Consider the following 18,623-nt stretch of genomic DNA (forward strand, 5'->3'; position numbering starts at 1 on the left):
TGTCGACCCGTTGTCGAATAAATGTCATCGTCAAAAGTTAAGTGGGCCTACAATAGAATATTAGCGTCGCGCTGATAATCGTTTTATTATTTAATTTTGGACAAACTGCCAGCGCTAAAAACGCTCGGGTAATTTATTCACCCCGTCAAATACCCTCCCCGTTTAAAAGCAATATAATTACCACTTTTTAACGCCGACAACACGTTTAATACACTGCTGCGTGATAAGTGCGTACGTTCCTGGATATAATCCAGGATAGAGACCCGCATCCGGGTCTCTTCGGGTAGCTGGCCCATTTCCTGCAAATGATTGCGGATAACGGCATAGGTTCGCTGCTGTACGACGAGCGCGTCGCGATAGAAAAGATAAGCCGTGTGGTACGACAACAGTGAGGCGACGTCTTCCCAAACGCCGTGCTGGCGAAAGGCTTCCATCGCTTTTTGCGCATCAACGCGCAGTATTGTCGATTCGGTTTCCGCACGCAGCTGATGGCCGCGTACCGGCTGGATCATCTCGGCAATACCAAACAGGTGTGGGTGGTAAACCGTGACAATCAACAGACCGTCCGAGGCCCGGAGTATGGAGAGCTCGCCGTCAAGGAAAAGGAACAACTGCGGTTGATTTTTATGCGTCCAGGTCATGCGTTTCCGCGGCACAACGACCATTTTTTCAGCAATTGGCGTCAGGAGCGCCGTTAAGCGCTGGATACTCTCTTCCGGACGGACGGGCGGTAGGATATGCATAGAAATACCTGATTAGTTCTGGTTTAAGAATTATAGAACGCAACAAGATTTCCGTAAGAATTGCGTAGCTGCGCATTGACGCACATCGGCAAAGAGAAGAAAAGTACGGCGTGATTTAAATTTAAACAAACTAAAAAGCTGCCCGCAGGCAGCCCGATCAAAATGGTAATAATGCTTACTATACCCGTCATACTTCAAGCGGCTTATGTGTTGGCTTTGTTACTCGGTTCATCCATGAGTCTCGCCCTTACGGGCCGCCTGGATAAGGTGTTATCTATGCTTCTTGAAGCTCACGTCCTGGCCGCCTTTAAGCAACTCGAATTATTTAGGGTATTTGCAGATATCAAAGGCCCTTTTCGGGGCCTTTTCTTACTTCCGTAACGCCAGCGATGCCGAGTTTCTGGAAATATGCGGTGCGATGTTATCAAATGTAATCATTGCGGATTTACAAAAAATGCATTTCGCGCCAAACGGATTTTTTTCAGAAACATCGTAGGTGGATGTTCTGTACTGTGACCCATGACAGCATGGGCATCTGAAATGAATGTGGTCAATCATGATGTTAGCCTCTTTTTGCTACAACATTCTCTACCGCAGGGACATTTAGCCATATTTCACAGAAAACGCCTTCCCGGCTTTTCTGTCACAGCGTAAAAACGCTGCTCTGAATGGTTGAGAATAACAATGACATCATTGTCATTACTTCTTATAGAAACATCTGAAGCGCACTTCAGACTGAACTCTATTACTGCACCAGCGATTTTTTAATGTTGTTAATTTCTTAGTTTGCCCGAGGGCACGTAATGTTCGGTAGATTTCAATAAAATAATCGTGTGCTTTGGGATAACGCTATCTCTTATGCACTTTTCACGCTAAACGGGAGATACAAGGGCTTTCCTTCACTATCACCGTTTGCGCCAGCTTCTGAGCCTGTCTACTCGGGTTTAGACCGTCATCGTTGTCGCAGGTTCAAAAAACTTTAACATTATTCGCGTCACAGAGCTTAATTAATCACGATAAGGAGAGTCTAAAGAAGGATTATCTGTGGATAACGCTTGAGATGAGAACTGCTTCGCTAAACCGTTTATTACCGCATCTGTGTAGTAAATCAACTTGCTATTGATCACACAGATGGCGATTGATAGCAAGCTTTATTTTCACACCACGATGCTCGCCAGCTGGCGCGCAGGTAGCGTGAATGAATCCAGGGCCCAGGCTGGAGAGGCCGCCCATGGATGACTCAATGATTCCGGGAAGGTGTACAGCCGCCTCTCATTTGGCGTGATTTGCCACAATTGTGGCGCTTTATGAATGTTACCGCCAGGATTGAAACGTTATGCTCTTCTCCGGGAAAAGAATCGCACCCGGACAACACTCATCCAGCGGAAACCTGACAATGGCACATAACCGTACTATCTCTCTCAATATCGGCTGGAAGGCGCTGCTAAAAGATGCCGGTTTAGAGCCTCAACACCTACTGCGCAAAGCAGGATTGCCCGACGACACGTTTTCGAGGACAGAGCGCGGCCTTAATATTGAGGAGTATATTCGTTTTTGGCGCGCCCTTGAGGTAGAAACAAACGATCCTGCTTTTCCCTTACCCCTGGTAGAAAGAGTCTCTGCTGAAGTCTTTGATCCCCCGCTTTTCGCCGCACTATGCAGCACCAATATGATGCAGGCAGTTCAGCGACTGGCCAGATATAAGCAACTCATCGCCCCAATGGTTCTGGAAATAGTCGTAGAACACAGCGGCATCCTTACCGTTTCACCGCGCTGGCTGTCAGCGATAAACATTCCTTCGTCCCTGCAGATAGCAGAACTTGCTTTCTTACTGCGGCTGCTAAAACTTGCCACTCGCGAACCGGTCACAGCAGTGAAAGTCACGCTCCCTCAGCTTCCCGCCAGAATACAGGACGGCCACCTTACCCGCTTTTTCGGTACTGCCGTAGCGCATGGAGAAAAACCGGCCATCAGCTTTTCCGCCGCTGATGCCCTCCGCCCGTTTTTAACGGTGAACGAAGGAATGTGGCAAATATTTGAACCAGAGCTGCGCCGCCGTCTCAGCACGTTAGATGAAACGGCCTCAACAACTGAACGCGTACAGGCGGTACTTCTTGAGCTTCTTCCCGGTAACGAAGCCACTATTGAGAAAACGGCGGAGCGTCTCGGTATGAGCAAACGTACGCTTCAACGCAGACTTGAAAGTGAGGGAGGAAATTTTCGTACATTGGTCAATATTTGCCGGGAGAACCTGGCGCGGCACTATCTGAGTCATACCCATCTCTCCGGCTATGAGATTGCATTCCTGCTTGGCTTTGAAGATCCAAACTCCTTCTATCGCGCATTTATGGCCTGGACCGGACAGACGCCGGAAACCGTCAGAGGGAGCATGCGTCTTAATGGAAAGAGCTCATCAGGTTAAACAAACGAGATGACGCGGTTGTTAAGCACCGACTTGCCATAAGAATCGCGTTACCTCCTGTCGTTTCCACAGAAGGCGGCTTCCTTTCTGATCTGAAGCGAATGGCGCCGTTAGCAAGCGTACTGGCGCACAAGGCCAGATGAAAAGAGCCTGTCTGCAGGCAAACTGTAGCCAGTCCATGAAACGAGGTCCTTATGTTCGCTCCGGAAAAGAAAACCGCGCTGGTCACCGGCGCATCGTCAGGGATGGGTAAAGCTATTGCCCGTCGCCTGATTCAGGATGGTTACCAGGTATATGTTGCCGCCCGTAGCATCGATAAAATGGCCGATCTGGCCGAACTTGGCGCACAGCCGTTACGGATGGATATAGCCAGGGATGAGGAGATTGTCTCCTGTGTAAACGCCATTCTGTCGCAAACCGGGGGAGTGGATGTCCTGATCAATAATGCAGGCTTTGGCCTGTATGGACCCGTAGAAGAGATCGGTATTGATGAAGCACGCTATCAATTTGAGGTTAACCTCTTTGGTGCCGCACGGCTGACGCAGCTACTGCTCCCTGCAATGCGAGCCAGACGTAGCGGGCATATTGTCAACATCTCCTCGATGGGAGGGAAGATGTACAGCATCCTTGGTGCCTGGTACCACGCCACAAAACACGCGCTCGAAGGATGGTCAGACTGCCTGCGCCTGGAGGTCGCCGGATTTGGGATTAAGGTCACGATCGTCGAGCCGGGGGTGATAGAGACAGGCTTCGGTGATGCTGCCAGCGAAAGCATCGTCAAACGTTCACACAGTGGCCCCTATGGCCAACTGGTGAAAATGGTGGCCGCGTCGATCAAAAAAACTTACGGGCACGGGACAGGCAGCGATCCGAAGGTTATCGCGGATGTCGTTTCAAGCGCCATTAAAAGTAAGAATCCACGTACGCGCTATGCCGCGGGTAGGTTTGCAAAAATGCTTATCTGTCTGCGCGTCTGGCTGGGCGACCGTCTATTCGACCGTATTATTCTCAGTCAGACACGCTAACAAGCGGATGATTTAGCTGAACAGCCTGCGTCTCTTGAGGAGCGCTAACTCACGGTTAACGCGTCGACCACTTCCGCTACGCTTTTGACGCTGCGGATGCTGCCGATACCCGTGCCGAGCGCGATATAGCCCTCATCGGCATTGCCTTCCAGCATGCCGACGCGCAGGCCGCGTAATCCCCCCATTGCTTCACCGAGCGCCTCGTTGCTGGCGCCGGCTTTATCCATCGCCACCAGTTTTTCGGCCAGTCTGCCCGGCAGAGAGCGATAGTAATGGGGCAGCGTGCGGAAAAGCAGCAAATCCAGGCCACTGGCGGCAATAATTTTATTTTTGACCGACCGCGGCACTCTGCTTTCTTCCGTCGCGATAAAAACCGAACCGGCAAATATCCCTTCAGCGCCGAGCGCGTGCGCCGCTCTGGCGGTGCGCTTGTCGGTAATACCGCCCGCGGCCATCACCGGAACACGCTTCACCGCATCGGCGATCAGCGGCACGATAGAAAAGGTTCCCAGCGCGGTCCCCGGCAATGTACCTCCCTCATCAAAGCCGGTCGCGACGATGATATCGGCGCCCGCTTCTTCAGCAAGGCGGGTATTTTCAGGCGTCGGGTTAATATCGCGATAGATGATAGCAATGCCCGCCTCTTTTAATTCGTTGAACAGCGCAGGTATGAGCGCTCCTTCACCGTAGCCGGTATACACCACGGCTCTGACGCTCTCTTCTTTTATCACCTGCAAAATAGGCGGGGTCCAGATATCGTTTTCAGCCGCGGGGATCAGGTTCACGCCGAAAGGTTTTTCGGTCAGCCGTTTGGTTTTGCGAATCTCTTCACGCATTTTTTCGGCGGTTTCTTCCGGCGTGGACACCGCGGTCTCAGCGGTTAAACCGGCATTCGGTCCCAGCACACCAAGCCCGCCGGCATTGCTGACAGCGGCGACTAAACGGGCATCGGTCAACCACGATAACGGCCCCTGAATAACAGGTTTTTCTATATTCAGGATCTGGCAGATTCGGTTATTTTTCATGGGGTAATATCCTTCACAATAGCGCTATGGAGCGGTTCAGTTTCATGATGGAAGGAGTGTAGGACGTTATATTATTTAGAAAAATAGCCGAAAAAGTGCATCACTATTATAAAATCAGTAACAATATGATATCCCGATCCCGGTAAAAGAAGCCCGCTATGCAAATAAACCTCTTTGAATCGATACGCATTTTTATTGAAATTGTCGAGTCCGGTAGCTTTACTCAGGCAGCGGAGAACCTGCAAATTCATCGTCCTGCCGTCACTAAGGCATTGCAGCTGCTTGAGCAGCACTGCGGCACGCGTTTGATGCAGCGAACAACGCGGCGCATCAACCTGACGCCTGACGGCGAAGCGTTTTATCGGCAGAGTAAACCTTTACTGGCCCAGGCAGATGCGCTGCTGGAGTCGTTTGGGAGCGATAGCGTATTGCGCGGCCAGCTTCACGTGGATATGCCCGTCGCTTTTGCGACGTTATTGGTCGTCCCCCATCTGCCTGATTTTTATCGCCAGCACCCTGGCGTCGAAATCATCCTCAGTAGCTCAGACCTCCGCCGGGATATGCTGCGCGATGGTCTTGATTGCTTACTGCGGGTGGGGGAACTGGACGACGGGGACTATATCGCCCGTAAGTTAGGCAATATTAAAATGACGACCTGCGCCAGCCCGTCCTATATTGCCAGCCACGGTGTGCCGCAAACGCTGGAGGATCTACAGCAGCATCAGGCCATCAACTGGATTAACAGCAGCAGCCGACAAATTATGCCGTGGACGTTTTCTACGCCAGAAGGAACAGTTGAAATGACGCTTCCCGGCAAGCTGGTCATCGATAACTCTGAAACCTATTTATCGGCAGGCCTGGCAGGGCTGGGATTAGTCCAGGGAATGAACGTTTTTTTACAGCCTTATCTCGATCGCGGCCTGTTAGTGGAAGTCTTACCTGACAACCCTACCCCCGATCGCAAATTGTCACTCCTGTATCCGCACCGCCATCTCTCACGCAAAGTGCGGGTATTTACCGAGTGGTTAGAAAGCTTATTGTGAAAAACGGGATTAAGGCACTCATCCCCGCGCAAAACCACAATGATTGATAAATGCATGCGGTTACTGCCTTAAACCCGGTCAACGATCCGCGCCCGACTCTGGGTCCTGCTTGCTCAGATTCTCAGCGTGTCTATCACCGCCCGCAGCGCGGGCGACACATTACGATGGGGATAATAGAGAAAAGAGCCTTCCAGCCGCTGGCTGTAACGCTGCAGGACTCTGATAAGCGCGCCTCGCTCTAAGTCATCGGCAACCAGTTCCTGCGGGACATAGGCCAGCCCCAACCCCAGCCGGGCGGCCTTCGCTTCCATATAGCTGTCGGCAAAGGCCCACTGTCCCTGCGGCCGGTGGGTGATTTTTTTACCGTCCTGATTGAGTTCCCAGGCATAAATAGTCCCGTCGCCAAACTGGTACGCGATACAGGGATGAACCACCAGGTCCGCCGGCGTTTGCGGAAAACCGTAGCGGCGAAAATGCTCGGGCGTGCCGACAACGACCATCTCCATATCGGGTGAAATGCGCACCGCGACCATACCGCCGCCGACTTCCGGCCCCAGACGCACCCCGGCATCAAATCGCTCCGCGATAATATCGACAAACCGGCTTTCACTGATGAGTTCCAGCCGGATATCGGGATAGCGTTGTTTGAACACCGAAAGCTTTGGCAGAAGCACTTTATCAATGGCGTGCTGGCTGGCATTGATGCGGACGGTACCGGTGGGGGTGTTGCGATAATACGCCAGAGTCGAAAGCCCCGAATCTAACGCATCAAAGCCGGATTCAACGGTTCGATAGAGCTGCTCGCCGGCCTGGGTGAGCGAGAGTTTACGGGTGGTACGCACCAGAAGCTGTACCCCCAGCCTTTCTTCAAGTTCACGTACCGCACGGCTGACGCCGGATTGCGCCAGCCCAAGCCGCTGCGCCGCGGCGGTAAAACTGCCCTCCCGCACCACCAGCATAAACAGGTACAGATCGTTATAGTTTTCCCGTTTTGCCATGATTCCTCCCGCGCCTGCGCCGTAATTTATAACAATATGATATGAATCTTAGCACTTTTCACCCGCTAATCAGCACTCTGACTGCTAACTATAATCAGCGCATTGCAACAAAGCACCGCAGCGTTGTCCGTATGAAACCTGTATCTGGAAGCTGTTTTAGGGGAATGATTAATGAAAGCGTTTACCAGAAAACTGACGGCCGCCATGCCTGCCATGCTGCTATGCGCGTCACTAAGTGGAGTCACCACCATGAGCTATGCCGGGACAACCAATCCAAACGCGCCCGTTTCGCTGGTCGAAAAATGGGACAAAACCTTCGCGGAAAGCGCGAAAGTCACTCACCGTAAGGTGACCTTCCAGAACCGCTATGGGATCACCCTGGTCGGCGATCTCTACATTCCGAAAGATCGCGGCGAGCGCAAGCTGGCGGCGATTGCCGTCAGCGGCCCCTTCGGCGCGGTGAAAGAGCAGTCCAGCGGTCTGTATGCGCAGACCCTGGCGGAACAGGGCTTTGTCACCCTCGCCTTCGATCCTTCTTATACGGGGGAAAGCGGCGGCCATCCGCGTAACGTCGCCTCTCCGGATATCAACACCGAGGATTTCAGCGCGGCGGTGGATTTCTTAGGATTGCAAAACGAGGTGGACCGCAACCGAATTGGCCTGCTCGGCATCTGCGGCTGGGGCGGTATGGCGCTGAATGACGCCGCGATGGATACCCGGGTGAAAGCGGTGGCCACCAGCGTCATGTACGACATGAGCCGCGCGATGGGCCACGGCGTTGGCGACGGTAAAGACCGCTATACCACCGCCGATCGCCGCGCCGTCTTGCAGTATCTGAACGCGCAGCGCTGGAAGGATGCGGAAAGCGGCACCTTCGCGCCGGGCGGGCATGATATTTATGTCGATCAGAAAGGTCACGTCAGCGCAGGCGATCGTATTCTGCCGGAAACCTTGCCGGCCAACCCGAACCCGGTTTTGAAAGAGTTTTTTGACTATTACCGGATGCCGCGCGGTTTCCACGCCCGCTCCGTGAACTCAACCGGCGCGTGGAATGCAACCATGCCGCTGTCGTTTATGAATATGCCGCTGCTGAGCTATGCCAGTGAAGTCACTATCCCGACGCTGATCGTGACCGGAGAAAAAGCCCACTCACGCTATTTTGCCGAAGACGCCTTTAAGGCCATCGGTAGCAAAGAGAAAGAGCTGGTGATTGTCCCCGGCGCGAACCATGTCGATCTCTATGATAATGCGGCCGGTAAAATCCCGTTTGCCAGATTTGAACAGTTTTTCAAAACCAACCTGAGATAACGGCCGGAAGCCGCCCGATCGTCGCGGGCGGCTTGCCCTCGCCCGCGCATGACGTTTACCCACGTTTTAGTCGTTATTCAAGAATAGCGTCCGCTCCGGCCGCACCCGAATCTGGCCGGAAAAATAAAGAGATACCCCTATCATGTCCACACTGAGTCGTCATACACCACCCCCTCAACCGCACGCCCATTGGGGCGGCGTCTTTGCCATGACGCTGTGCGTTTTTGTCCTCATCGCTTCCGAGTTTCTGCCGGTCAGCCTGCTGACGCCGATCGCCGGAGAGCTAAACATCACCGAGGGGCTGGCAGGCCAGGGCATTGCGATTTCCGGCGCCCTGGCGGTGCTGACCAGCCTGACTATCTCTAACCTTGCCGGAAGTCTGAATCGTAAACACCTTCTGCTGGGGCTGACGGTTCTGATGGCGGTCTCGGGAATGATTGTCGCGCTGGCCCACAGCTATGCGATCTATATGGCGGGAAGAGCCCTGATTGGCATCGTTATCGGGGGATTCTGGTCGATGTCGGCGGCCACCGCCATCAGGCTGGTCCCCACGCACCAGGTTCCCCGCGCGCTGGCGATTTTCAACGGCGGCAACGCGCTGGCGACCGTCGTGGCCGCGCCGCTTGGCAGCTATCTGGGGGCCACCGTCGGCTGGCGCGGCGCCTTTTTCTGCCTCGTGCCGCTGGCGATAGTCGCGTTCATCTGGCAATGCTTCAGCCTGCCTGCGATGGAAAGCGATAAAGCGAGCCGGCCGCGCGGCTCCGTGCTTCGCCTGCTCAGACATTCCATCGTCGCAATCGGTCTGCTGGCCTGCGGACTCTTCTTTATGGGGCAGTTTGCCTTATTTACCTACGTGCGGCCGTTTCTGGAAGCGGTGACCGGCGTCAGCGCCTCTGGCCTGTCCCTGATTTTGCTCGCTATCGGCGTCGCGGGTTTTATCGGCACCCTGGGCGTTTCAACACTCCTCAACGCCCGGTTTTATCAGACCTTAATGACCATCCCTTTATTGATGGCCCTCATCGCCGGCACGTTGCTTCTGGTAGGACACCACGCCTGGACCGTTGCCGTGCTGTTAAGCTTATGGGGAATGCTGGCGACGGCGGCGCCAACCGGCTGGTGGACGTGGATAGCGCGGACCCTGCCCAGTGATGCCGAGGCGGGTGGCGGCCTGATGGTCGCCGTCATTCAGCTGTCGATCGCGCTGGGTTCAACCGCTGGAGGTTGGGCATTCGACCGCCTGGGGTGGCAAAGCGCGTTTGGCTTAAGCGGCATTTTGCTGCTTGCCGCGGTGGGTATGACTTTGCTCACCAGCCGTCAACCGACGAAATAAGCTCACTGAATCCGATACGAGCAGCGGAGTTTTCTCGTCGCGGGTAATGCGTATAATGCGGCTTGCATTCACGCTGAAAAATAACCGCGGCTCATATTATGCATCTCAACCGGTGTTGCTGGCTGCTACTGATCTTCGCAGCGATCGGTAGCTTTTTTACCTCCTGGCCCTTTGCTGTATGGCTGCTGCTGATTAACGTACTGACGCTGGTGATTTATGGCGTGGATAAAATGGCGGCGCGCAGGGCCTGGCGCAGAGTACCGGAAGCCACATTGCTGGCGTTCGGGGTGCTGGGCGGCTGGGCTGGCGCGATAGCCGGCCAACAGCTGTTCCGCCACAAAACGCAAAAGCAGCCGTTCAGAACCCGATTCATCATCAGCACGATCGTCAGCCTCTCAGGGATGGTGGCGATTTATTTGTTCTCTCCTTTTTCTTTTCACTAAGTTCCGGCAGAGGCTACAGTTTGCAAACGCGTGGAATGCACTCAACCCGCCGCTATTCGTAGTATATTATTGAGAGTATTGTTGATTATCAGGTGTACCTTATGACCTACTCCATCGGAGAATTTGCGCAGCTTTGCGGCATAAACGCGACGACGCTCCGCGCCTGGCAGCGTCGCTACGGCCTGCTTAAACCACAGCGTACCGATGGCGGCCATCGCCTGTATAACGATGACGATATCCAGCAGGCGCTTAAAATCCTCGACTGGGTAAAAAAAGGGGTACCTGTCAGCCAGGTAAAGCCCCTGCTGGCGCGCCCTGGCGCACGGCGGACGAATAACTGGATCACCTTGCAGGAGAGCATGCTCCAGCGGCTTAAAGAGGGGAAAATCGAATCCCTGCGCCAGCTGATTTACGACGCCGGTCGTGAATCCCCCCGCCCCGAGCTGGTCACCGAAGTGCTGCGCCCGCTGCGTAGCCAGGTTTCCGCCAACGTACCCGCCATCATGACGCTGCGCGAAATCCTCGACGGCATCATTATCGCCTACACCTCTTTTTGCCTCGAAGGGGACAAAAAGGCGCCCGGCGATAACTATCTGATCACCGGCTGGCACCTGACGGACGCCTGCGAAATCTGGCTCGAAGCGCTCAAACGCACCGGTCAGGGCCACCGCATCGACATCCTTCCCTCTCCCCCCGCGACCCTGGTGCCGGAGATCCTGCCGGATCGCAAATGGCTGCTGGTGACGACCGGTAAACTCTCTGCAGCCCGCCAGAAACAGGTTGAACGCTGGCAGCAGGTTGTCTCTCTGGAGATTGTTGCGCTGTAATTGCGTGCGCCACCGCTCCGTGGCGCAACGAGCAGGTCCCTCAGAATTGCCCCTCTTCTTTTTTCGCACAAGCCCGCTGACTCTTCTTTTCTCTCCAACCCCCACAAAAGCATGCTTCAGAGACACGTTATTAACCAACTGATAATCAATGAAAATAAAAAATATTTTAGTCCAAACTTGGACAAATAATATTAATTGTGTAAGTTTTAACTATGCCATATTGTTTACTCAGGAAGTGACCTATGAGTCCCTCGTCGTCCGCCATCAGTCGTTTTAGCGCGTACTACGCCGCGCTGGATACCCAGCCGCCTTCGGCGCTGGCCGCGCTGTACCACACGAATGCGGTGCTGATCGATCCTTTTGGCCAACACCAGGGGCTGTCCGCGATCCAGGATTATCTTTCGCACCTGCTGGCCAACGTCGATCATTGCCGTTTCACCCTCGATGCCCCACTCTGCGAAGGTCAACGTTTTGCCGTCGCCTGGACCATGCACTGGTCGCATCCGCGACTTGCCGGGGGGAAGGCGCTACAGCTTGCGGGCTGCTCGGTGGTCACCGTTGAAGACGAACGAATTATTCACCAGCGTGACTACTACGACGCCGGGGAGATGCTGTACGAACACCTTCCCCTGCTGGGATGGGCGGTGCGCGGCGCTAAACGGAGGGTGCGGTCATGATGACGGTGCTCATCACCGGCGCCAGCTCCGGCATTGGCGCCGGGCTCGCCAGGTCCTTCGCTGCGGACGGCCACCGGGTTATCGCCTGCGGCCGCGATCCGTCGCGTCTGTCGGCGCTACAGCAGCACAGTCCCCACATCAGCGTCCGCTCTTTCGATATGACGGACAGGGATGCCTGTCGCCAGACGCTCGCTGATTGCCGCGCCGATCTGATCATTCTCTGCGCCGGGACCTGCGAATATCTCGATCACGGAACGGTGGATGCCGGGCTGGTTGAAAGGGTCATCACCACTAATTTTCTCGGGCCGGTGAACTGCCTGGCGGCGCTTCAATCGCAGCTGTCAGCCGGGAATCGCGTGGTGCTGGTGAGCTCGATGGCGCACTGGCTACCCTTTCCTCGGGCCGAAGCCTATGGCGCCTCGAAAGCGGCGCTGACCTGGTTTGCCAACAGTCTGCGCCTGGACTGGGAGCCAAGAGGGATCGCCGTCACGGTCGTTTCGCCGGGGTTTGTTGACACTCCGCTGACGCGTAAAAACGATTTTTCTATGCCCGGCCAGGTGAGCGTGGAGCAGGCGGTTAAAGCGATTCGCCGCGGCCTGGCGAAAGGGCACGATCGTATCGCCTTCCCGACGGGCTTTTGCCTGCTTCTGCGCCTGCTGGCCGGGCTTCCTGAAGGACTTCAGCGCAGGCTATTGCGCAGGATGGTGCGCCCATGAAAATCGCGATTATTGGCAGCGGCATTGCCGGGCTGACCTGCGCCTGGCGCCTTGCCGGGCAACACGAAGTGACCCTGTTCGAAGCGGCGTCCACGCCGGGGGGGCATACCGCCACGGTGGATATCGCCACGCCGCAGGGTACCTGGGCCATCGATACCGGATTCATCGTGTATAACGATCGCACCTATCCGCGCTTTATGGGCCTGCTTAACGAGCTTGGGCTGAGCGGTCAAAAAACGCAGATGAGCTTTTCGGTCCACAATCCGCAAAGCGGGCTGGAGTATAACGGCCACAGCCTGAGCTCGCTTTTCGCCCAGCGGCGCAATCTGCTAAAGCCGGCCTTCTGGGGGTTGCTGACGGAGATCGTCCGCTTTAATCGCCTGGCGAAGCAGGCTCTGGCGGGAGCGTTCGACCCGGGCGCCACGCTGCAGACCTTCCTTGAGCGGCACCGTTTTAGCCCCTTTTTCGCACGCCACTATATCCTGCCGATGGGGGCCGCTATCTGGTCTTCGTCGCTGCAGGAGATGCGCCGCTTCCCGCTGGCGCTGTTCCTGCGCTTCTTTGATAATCACGGCCTGCTGGATATCCGCCAGCGCCCGCAGTGGTACGTGGTGCCCGGCGGCTCGCGCGAATACGTGCGCGCCCTGCTTGCCCGGTCCGGCGATCGCCTGCGCCTGCGCCTCAATGCGCCGGTGCAGAACGTGATCCGTCAACAGGATAGCGTCACGCTCCAGCTGGCATCGGGGGAGCAGCACTTCGATCAGGCGATCTTCGCCTGCCACTCTGCCGAAGCGCTGGCCATGCTGGCGGACCCGACGCTCGCCGAACGCGAAATACTGGGGGATATCGGCTGGCAGCGAAACGAGGTGGTCCTGCACAGCGATCCCCGCTGGCTGCCGGTGCGCAAGCGCGCCTGGGCCAGCTGGAACTATCGCCTGAGCGAACAGGATCAGGCCAGCGCCTGCGTCACCTATAACATGAATATTCTCCAGGGCCTGCCTGCCGACGCCCCGCTGTTCTGCGTCACCCTCAATCCGCCAGCGCCGGTGGACCCGCGCTTCGTCTGGAAGCGTATGGTCTATGAACACCCGCTATTTAATCCCCAAAGCTGGTCCGCCCAGATGCGGCGCGAAGAGATTAACGGCCGCCAGCGAAGCTGGTTCTGCGGCGCGTACTGGTACAACGGTTTTCATGAAGATGGCGTGCGCAGCGCCCTCGATGTGGTCAACGGCATCATCGCGGCGGAGAACCTCTGACATGAACAGCTGCCTCTATCAGGGCGTATTACGCCACCGCCGTCTTCAGCCGAAAGCGCACCACTTTCGCTATCACATCTTTATGGCCTGGTTCGATCTGGATGAGCTGGATCGGCTCGGCGAAGCGGGTATCCGCCGCAATCGCTTTGCTGCCGCCTCTTTTTACGATGCGGATTATCCGCTGGGCACGCCGCTGAAAGCGCAGGTTCTGAACCGGCTGGAAAGCCTGACCGGCGCGCGCCCGGATGGCCGCGTCATGCTGCTGACCCAACTGCGCTACCTGGGCTTTCATTTTAACCCGGTCAACTTTTACTACTGCTACGACGGCGCCGGTACCCTGCGCTGGGTGCTGGCCGAAGTGCGCAACACGCCGTGGAATGAGCGCCATTACTACGCGGTAGACGGTCAACGGGCGCGCCCGCTGGCGAAAGCCTTTCACGTCTCGCCGTTTAACCCGATGGATATGGTCTACCTCTGGCGCTTTAACAGTCCCGGTAAAACGCTGCACATGCATATCGAGAACCATCAGGCCGCGAAAGTCTTCGACGCCACGCTGGCCCTGAGCCGCGCGCCTTTAACGCGGGCCAGCCTGCGCGGGCTGCTGCTGCGCATTCCGCTGATGACGCTGAAAACCGTCCTCGCGATCTACTGGCAGGCGCTGCGGCTATGGCTCAAGCGCGTGCCGCTGTACAACCATCCTGTCAGCAGGAGTGAACGCTCATGACCGATCCTGTCTTTGCGCTTGAACCCGATATCCCGCGCAACGTGCGTATCGCGCGCTGGTTGCTCTTTCGTCTGTTGAGCGGCATTCGCGAAGGGGCGCTCACCGTACGCGAAGGGGCGCAGACCTTTCATTTTGGCGACCCCGCCGCCGCGCTGCGCGCCGAGGTGCACGTGCTCTCCTCGGGCGTCTACCGGCGTTTACTGACCGGAGGCAGCCTCGCCGCCGCGGAGGCCTGGATGGACGGCGAATGGGAGAGCCAGCAGTTGACGCCGCTGCTGCAGATCCTGGCACGTAACGGCCAGGTACTGGGGCGGCTGGAGCGCGGCTTCCGGCTGCTGGGCAAGCCCGTCGAGCGGCTGCGCCACTGGACGCGCCGCAACTCGCGCGCGCAGGCGAAGGCAAATATCGCCGCCCATTACGATCTGGGCAACGACTTTTACGCCCACTTCCTTGACGACGAGCTGCTTTACTCCAGCGCGCTGTTTACCGACGACGGCCAGGATCTCACCCAGGCCCAGCGGGCCAAAATGGCGCGCCTTTGCGAGCGTCTGGCGCTTACGCCCGGCGATCATCTCCTGGAGATTGGCACCGGCTGGGGGGCGATGGCCGAATACGCCGCCCGCCACTACGGCTGCCGGGTCACCACCACCACCCTGTCGCAGGAACAGTTCCAGTGGGCCAACGCGCGAATTGCCCGCGCCGGGCTGCAGGATCGCGTCGAGGTACTGCTCTGCGATTACCGCGATCTGACCGGCCAGTATGACAAGCTGCTGTCGGTGGAGATGATTGAAGCCGTGGGGCAACGCTATTTGCCGGCTTTCTTTCGCACCTGCCAGGCGCGGCTGCGCCCGGGCGGCAGAATGGCTATCCAGGCCATTACCATCCAGGATCAGCGCTATCGCGGCTACAGCAAAAACGTGGATTTTATTCAGCGCTACATCTTCCCCGGCGGTTTTTTGCCCAGCATCACGGCGATGAACGAGCTGATGACGCGGCACACCGATTTTGTGGTGCGCGATCTGTTCGATATGGGGCCGGACTACGCCCGCACCCTGGCCCACTGGCGGCAGCGATTTATCCACGCCTGGCAGGATATTGAGAAGCTCGGCTTTGACGATCGCTTCCGCCGCATGTGGCTCTACTACTTCGGCTACTGCGAAGCCGGGTTTAACGCTCGCACCATCAGCGTTGTGCAGCTTACCGCGGAGCGAACATCATGAAACGCATTCTGACCCTTGGCCTCGCGCTGCTGATGCTGGCGCTGGCGGGCTGCAGCGCCGAAGTGACCGACTACCGCCAGCAGCAGCCGGCGCTGGACATTTTCCACTACTTTCAGGGCAAAACGGAAGCCTGGGGGATGGTTCAGGATCGCAACGGCAAACAGCTGCGCCGCTTCCATGTCGCCATTGACGGCGACGTTGTTGGCGACACGCTGACGCTCCACGAACGCTTTATTTACGATGATGGCGAAAAGCAGCAGCGGGTATGGCGCATTCGCCGCACCGGCGACCACCGTTATGAAGGCACCGCGGGCGACATTGCCGGCGTGGCGACCGGCCAGGCGGCGGGCAACGCTTTTCACTGGCGCTACAGCATGAACGTGACGGCCAGCGGTAGCACCTGGCTCCTGCACTTCGACGACTGGATGTTCCTGCAGGACGACGCGCACCTGTTCAACAAAACCGAGATGAAGAAATTTGGCATTACCGTCGCCACCGTGACCCTTTTCTTCACCCGAACCGCACAATAAAAGAGGACTACGCCATGAACACACAACCTGTCATTGGGATCAGCGGATGTTTGACCGGTTCTGCCGTACGATTCGACGGCGGGCATAAGCGCATGGGCTTTGTGATGAACGAGCTGGCGCAGTGGGTGGCGTTTAAACCCGTCTGTCCGGAGATGGCTATCGGCCTCCCCGTCCCGCGCCCGGCGCTGCGGCTGGTGCAAACGACCGAAGGGGAAATCCGCATGCGCTTCACGCATGCACCGCACGACGACGTGACGGAGAAGATGGCCGATTTCGCCAGCGCCCACCTCTCGACCCTGGGCGCACTATCGGGATTTATCGTCTGCGCCAAATCGCCCAGCTGCGGCATGGAGCGCGTGCGGCTGTACGATGAAAAGGGCAATCGCGGGCGAAAAGAAGGCACAGGGTTGTTTACCGCCGCGCTGATGGAGAAATATCCGTGGCTGCCGGTGGAAGAAGATGGCCGCCTGCACGATCCGGTGCTGCGTGAAAATTTTGTCGAACGGGTCTTCGCCCTGCACGAGCTTAACTGTCTGCACAAAAATGGCCTGACGCGCCGCGCGCTGCTGGATTTCCATAGCCGCTATAAACTGCAGCTGCTGGCCCACCATCAGGCGGGATACCGCGAGATTGGCCCGTTCGTTGCCTCGCTCCACGAATGGCAGGATCTGGAGGCTTTCTTTGCGATCTACCGCGAAAAACTGATGACGATCCTGAAACAGCCCGCCTCGCGTAAAAACCACACCAACGTGCTGATGCATATTCAGGGCTACTTTCGTAACCAGCTAAACAGCCGCCAGCGCGGCGAGCTGCGGGAGGTGATCCTTAACTATCGCTCCGGGCTGCTGCCTATCCTTGCGCCGTTAACGCTGCTTAAGCACTATCTGGCCGAATACCCGGATCGCTATCTGCAAACGCAGAACTACTTTGATCCCTACCCGCAGGACCTGGCCCTGCGCCTGACGGTGCATTGAGATAGCTGAACGCGCGAAGAGGCTGGCGCACGCCAGCCTCTTCGTTGTTGGATCCATCGGCTTCTAGAACCACGCCTCAAACATACCGCCAAGGTTTAACGAATCCAGCTGCTCATCTTTGATGCCGTTAACCTTCGCGGTGCGCTTGTTATCCACCTGGCCGCCGGTCACGTAGAAGCGCAGCATCGGGCGGAACTCCGGCCCCATACCGATGGCGATGTTCTGCGACAGCGTCAGCTTCCAGCCGTGGTTATCGCCGCCCTGGTCGTAATCGACGCGCTGGTAGCCCGCTTCCAGCCAGGTGGAGTGCACATCGTTCCAGAAGTACATCGGACGGACAATGGCGCCGTAGTTTTTACGGTTATCGGTGTTATCCTTGCCGTTGTCATAGTCGTGGAAGGCCAGCAGATATTCGATCTGCGCCTGCCGGGTGAATTTATGCAGCCCTTCAAAGCTGGCGTAAATCGCGGTCAGGTCATCGGTTTTGTTGTAGACGCTGTTATCCGAGTTATCGGAGTAGCGCAGGATCACTTTATTGACGCCGCTGTCGTTGGTGTGGCTCAGCACCAGCCCGCCCTGCCAGGCGTCGAGACGTTCGTCGCTGTCCACCGCTTTCGAATCGAAACCGTAGTTGGCGTACACCTCAACGTCGATCGGCCCGGCCTTGATGTTGTGGGTTTTGGTGGTCAGGGCGTAGTGGCCGTTATCGCCGGTACCGGAGCCGCCGGTACAGGTGATGCGCGACGGGTTGGCCTCGTCCGCCATCACTTCCGGGCTACAGGACTCCACCTGCGACACTCCCGCCACGTCAAACTGCACGCCGCCGATATCAAAGTTCTTCACCCCGGCACCCTGGCCGTCGTGGTTCATCCAGAAGTAGTCGTTGATCCCCTGCTGCGGGCGCTGATGGAAGTCGCGGCCGGCCCAGATATAGGCGTTGGGATTAGACTCCAGCACGTTGGTGACGCCGACGTAGGCTTTTTTCAGGTTAACTTCATCGCTCCAGTGGTCAAACATGACGTTGATATCCCAGATAGCGCCTTTACTGCTCCTGAAGGCTTTGGTTATCTGGAATTCGCCGCCGTTGCCTTCGTTGCCTAAACGGCCGATCGCCGAGGCGCCGTTATAGGAGCCATCGACGCCGACAAACTTCTGATCGCCGGTCTGGAACTGCGCGCCGTAGCGGGCGTAGCCGCTGAACTTCAGGCCGAAGGGGATCGCCATATCCGGCGTGGCCGCGGTGGTCTGCGGGTTGGTGATAACATCCACTTTTTTATCAGCCGCGGCGTCGATTTTCGCCTGGCGTTCGGCCAGGGCTTTATCGACGGCTTTCGCCACAATGGCGTCGATCTGTTCCTGAGT

Annotated in this window: 18 protein-coding genes and 1 pseudogene; 14 read left to right on the forward strand and 5 right to left on the reverse strand. The window is 56.7% G+C overall.

Annotation, left to right across the window (positions count from 1 at the left end):
* Window positions 1-114: 114 nt before the first annotated feature.
* Together F8562_RS06320 and F8562_RS06325 are read right to left on the reverse strand one after the other, a co-directional pair.
* Window positions 115-743: pseudogene (locus F8562_RS06320) on the reverse strand (helix-turn-helix domain-containing protein).
* Between the two features lie 369 nt (window positions 744-1,112).
* Window positions 1,113-1,301 (reverse strand): cold-shock protein, encoded by a 189-nt coding sequence (locus tag F8562_RS06325; RefSeq protein ID WP_071532263.1) that lies wholly within the window; start codon window positions 1,299-1,301, stop codon window positions 1,113-1,115.
* A gap of 838 nt (window positions 1,302-2,139) precedes the next feature.
* Here F8562_RS06325 and F8562_RS06330 point away from each other — a divergent pair.
* Window positions 2,140-3,165 carry an AraC family transcriptional regulator gene (locus tag F8562_RS06330; RefSeq protein WP_042934340.1) on the forward strand — a complete coding sequence of 342 codons (1,026 nt, stop codon included), beginning with the start codon at window positions 2,140-2,142 and terminating at the stop codon, window positions 3,163-3,165.
* A 194-nt stretch (window positions 3,166-3,359) separates the two neighbouring features.
* A complete protein-coding gene (locus tag F8562_RS06335) occupies window positions 3,360-4,190 on the forward strand; it encodes an oxidoreductase (RefSeq protein ID WP_014838302.1) in 831 nt (276 codons plus the stop codon).
* 44 nt (window positions 4,191-4,234) lie between these two features.
* Here F8562_RS06335 and F8562_RS06340 read toward each other — a convergent pair whose 3' ends face one another.
* Window positions 4,235-5,215: an NAD(P)H-dependent flavin oxidoreductase gene (locus F8562_RS06340; RefSeq protein WP_014838301.1), complete on the reverse strand. Its 981-nt coding sequence runs from the start codon at window positions 5,213-5,215 to the stop codon at window positions 4,235-4,237.
* Between the two features lie 158 nt (window positions 5,216-5,373).
* On the opposite strand from F8562_RS06340, the gene F8562_RS06345 reads away from it, so the two are divergent.
* Window positions 5,374-6,258 (forward strand): LysR family transcriptional regulator, encoded by an 885-nt coding sequence (locus F8562_RS06345; RefSeq protein WP_014838300.1) that lies wholly within the window; start codon window positions 5,374-5,376, stop codon window positions 6,256-6,258.
* Window positions 6,259-6,371: 113 nt separating this feature from the next.
* On the opposite strand, the gene F8562_RS06350 is transcribed toward F8562_RS06345, so the two are convergent.
* Entirely contained in the window at window positions 6,372-7,256 is an 885-nt protein-coding gene (locus tag F8562_RS06350; protein ID WP_014838299.1) for a LysR family transcriptional regulator, read from the reverse strand.
* A 171-nt stretch (window positions 7,257-7,427) separates the two neighbouring features.
* On the opposite strand from F8562_RS06350, the gene F8562_RS06355 reads away from it, so the two are divergent.
* From F8562_RS06355 to F8562_RS06405, 11 genes are all read left to right on the forward strand, one after another.
* Window positions 7,428-8,564, forward strand: coding sequence for an alpha/beta hydrolase (locus tag F8562_RS06355; protein WP_014229103.1), 1,137 nt, complete (start codon window positions 7,428-7,430; stop codon window positions 8,562-8,564).
* Window positions 8,565-8,706: 142 nt separating this feature from the next.
* A complete protein-coding gene (locus F8562_RS06360; RefSeq protein ID WP_162140791.1) occupies window positions 8,707-9,894 on the forward strand; it encodes an MFS transporter in 1,188 nt (395 codons plus the stop codon).
* Window positions 9,895-9,992: 98 nt separating this feature from the next.
* Window positions 9,993-10,337 (forward strand): DUF1294 domain-containing protein, encoded by a 345-nt coding sequence (locus F8562_RS06365; RefSeq protein WP_014838297.1) that lies wholly within the window; start codon window positions 9,993-9,995, stop codon window positions 10,335-10,337.
* A gap of 101 nt (window positions 10,338-10,438) precedes the next feature.
* The gene (locus F8562_RS06370; RefSeq protein WP_014838296.1) at window positions 10,439-11,164 is read left to right on the forward strand and encodes a MerR family transcriptional regulator; all 726 of its coding nucleotides are present in this window, start codon (window positions 10,439-10,441) and stop codon (window positions 11,162-11,164) included.
* Window positions 11,165-11,406: 242 nt separating this feature from the next.
* Entirely contained in the window at window positions 11,407-11,841 is a 435-nt protein-coding gene (locus tag F8562_RS06375) for a nuclear transport factor 2 family protein (protein ID WP_014838295.1), read from the forward strand.
* Window positions 11,838-12,557 (forward strand): SDR family NAD(P)-dependent oxidoreductase, encoded by a 720-nt coding sequence (locus F8562_RS06380; RefSeq protein WP_004850270.1) that lies wholly within the window; start codon window positions 11,838-11,840, stop codon window positions 12,555-12,557. The genes F8562_RS06375 and F8562_RS06380 overlap by 4 nt, the downstream gene beginning before the upstream one ends.
* Window positions 12,554-13,813 carry an NAD(P)/FAD-dependent oxidoreductase gene (locus tag F8562_RS06385; protein WP_014838294.1) on the forward strand — a complete coding sequence of 420 codons (1,260 nt, stop codon included), beginning with the start codon at window positions 12,554-12,556 and terminating at the stop codon, window positions 13,811-13,813. Before F8562_RS06380 ends, F8562_RS06385 begins: the two co-directional genes overlap by 4 nt.
* 1 nt (window position 13,814) lies before the next feature.
* Window positions 13,815-14,537 (forward strand): DUF1365 domain-containing protein, encoded by a 723-nt coding sequence (locus F8562_RS06390; RefSeq protein ID WP_014838293.1) that lies wholly within the window; start codon window positions 13,815-13,817, stop codon window positions 14,535-14,537.
* Window positions 14,534-15,757: an SAM-dependent methyltransferase gene (locus F8562_RS06395; RefSeq protein WP_014838292.1), complete on the forward strand. Its 1,224-nt coding sequence runs from the start codon at window positions 14,534-14,536 to the stop codon at window positions 15,755-15,757. The genes F8562_RS06390 and F8562_RS06395 overlap by 4 nt, the downstream gene beginning before the upstream one ends.
* On the forward strand, window positions 15,754-16,287 hold the full coding sequence (locus tag F8562_RS06400; RefSeq protein WP_014229094.1) for a DUF3833 domain-containing protein: 534 nt from the start codon (window positions 15,754-15,756) through the stop codon (window positions 16,285-16,287). Before F8562_RS06395 ends, F8562_RS06400 begins: the two co-directional genes overlap by 4 nt.
* 14 nt (window positions 16,288-16,301) lie before the next feature.
* The gene (locus F8562_RS06405; protein WP_089046360.1) at window positions 16,302-17,261 is read left to right on the forward strand and encodes a YbgA family protein; all 960 of its coding nucleotides are present in this window, start codon (window positions 16,302-16,304) and stop codon (window positions 17,259-17,261) included.
* Between the two features lie 63 nt (window positions 17,262-17,324).
* Here the strand turns inward: F8562_RS06405 and F8562_RS06410 are convergent.
* The coding region (locus F8562_RS06410; protein WP_151891894.1) for a carbohydrate porin at window positions 17,325-18,623 on the reverse strand (1,299 nt) is incomplete at its 5' end.

Origin of the sequence: Klebsiella sp. RCJ4 (genome assembly GCF_009025755.1) — a bacterium.
GTDB lineage: Bacteria > Pseudomonadota > Gammaproteobacteria > Enterobacterales > Enterobacteriaceae > Klebsiella > Klebsiella michiganensis.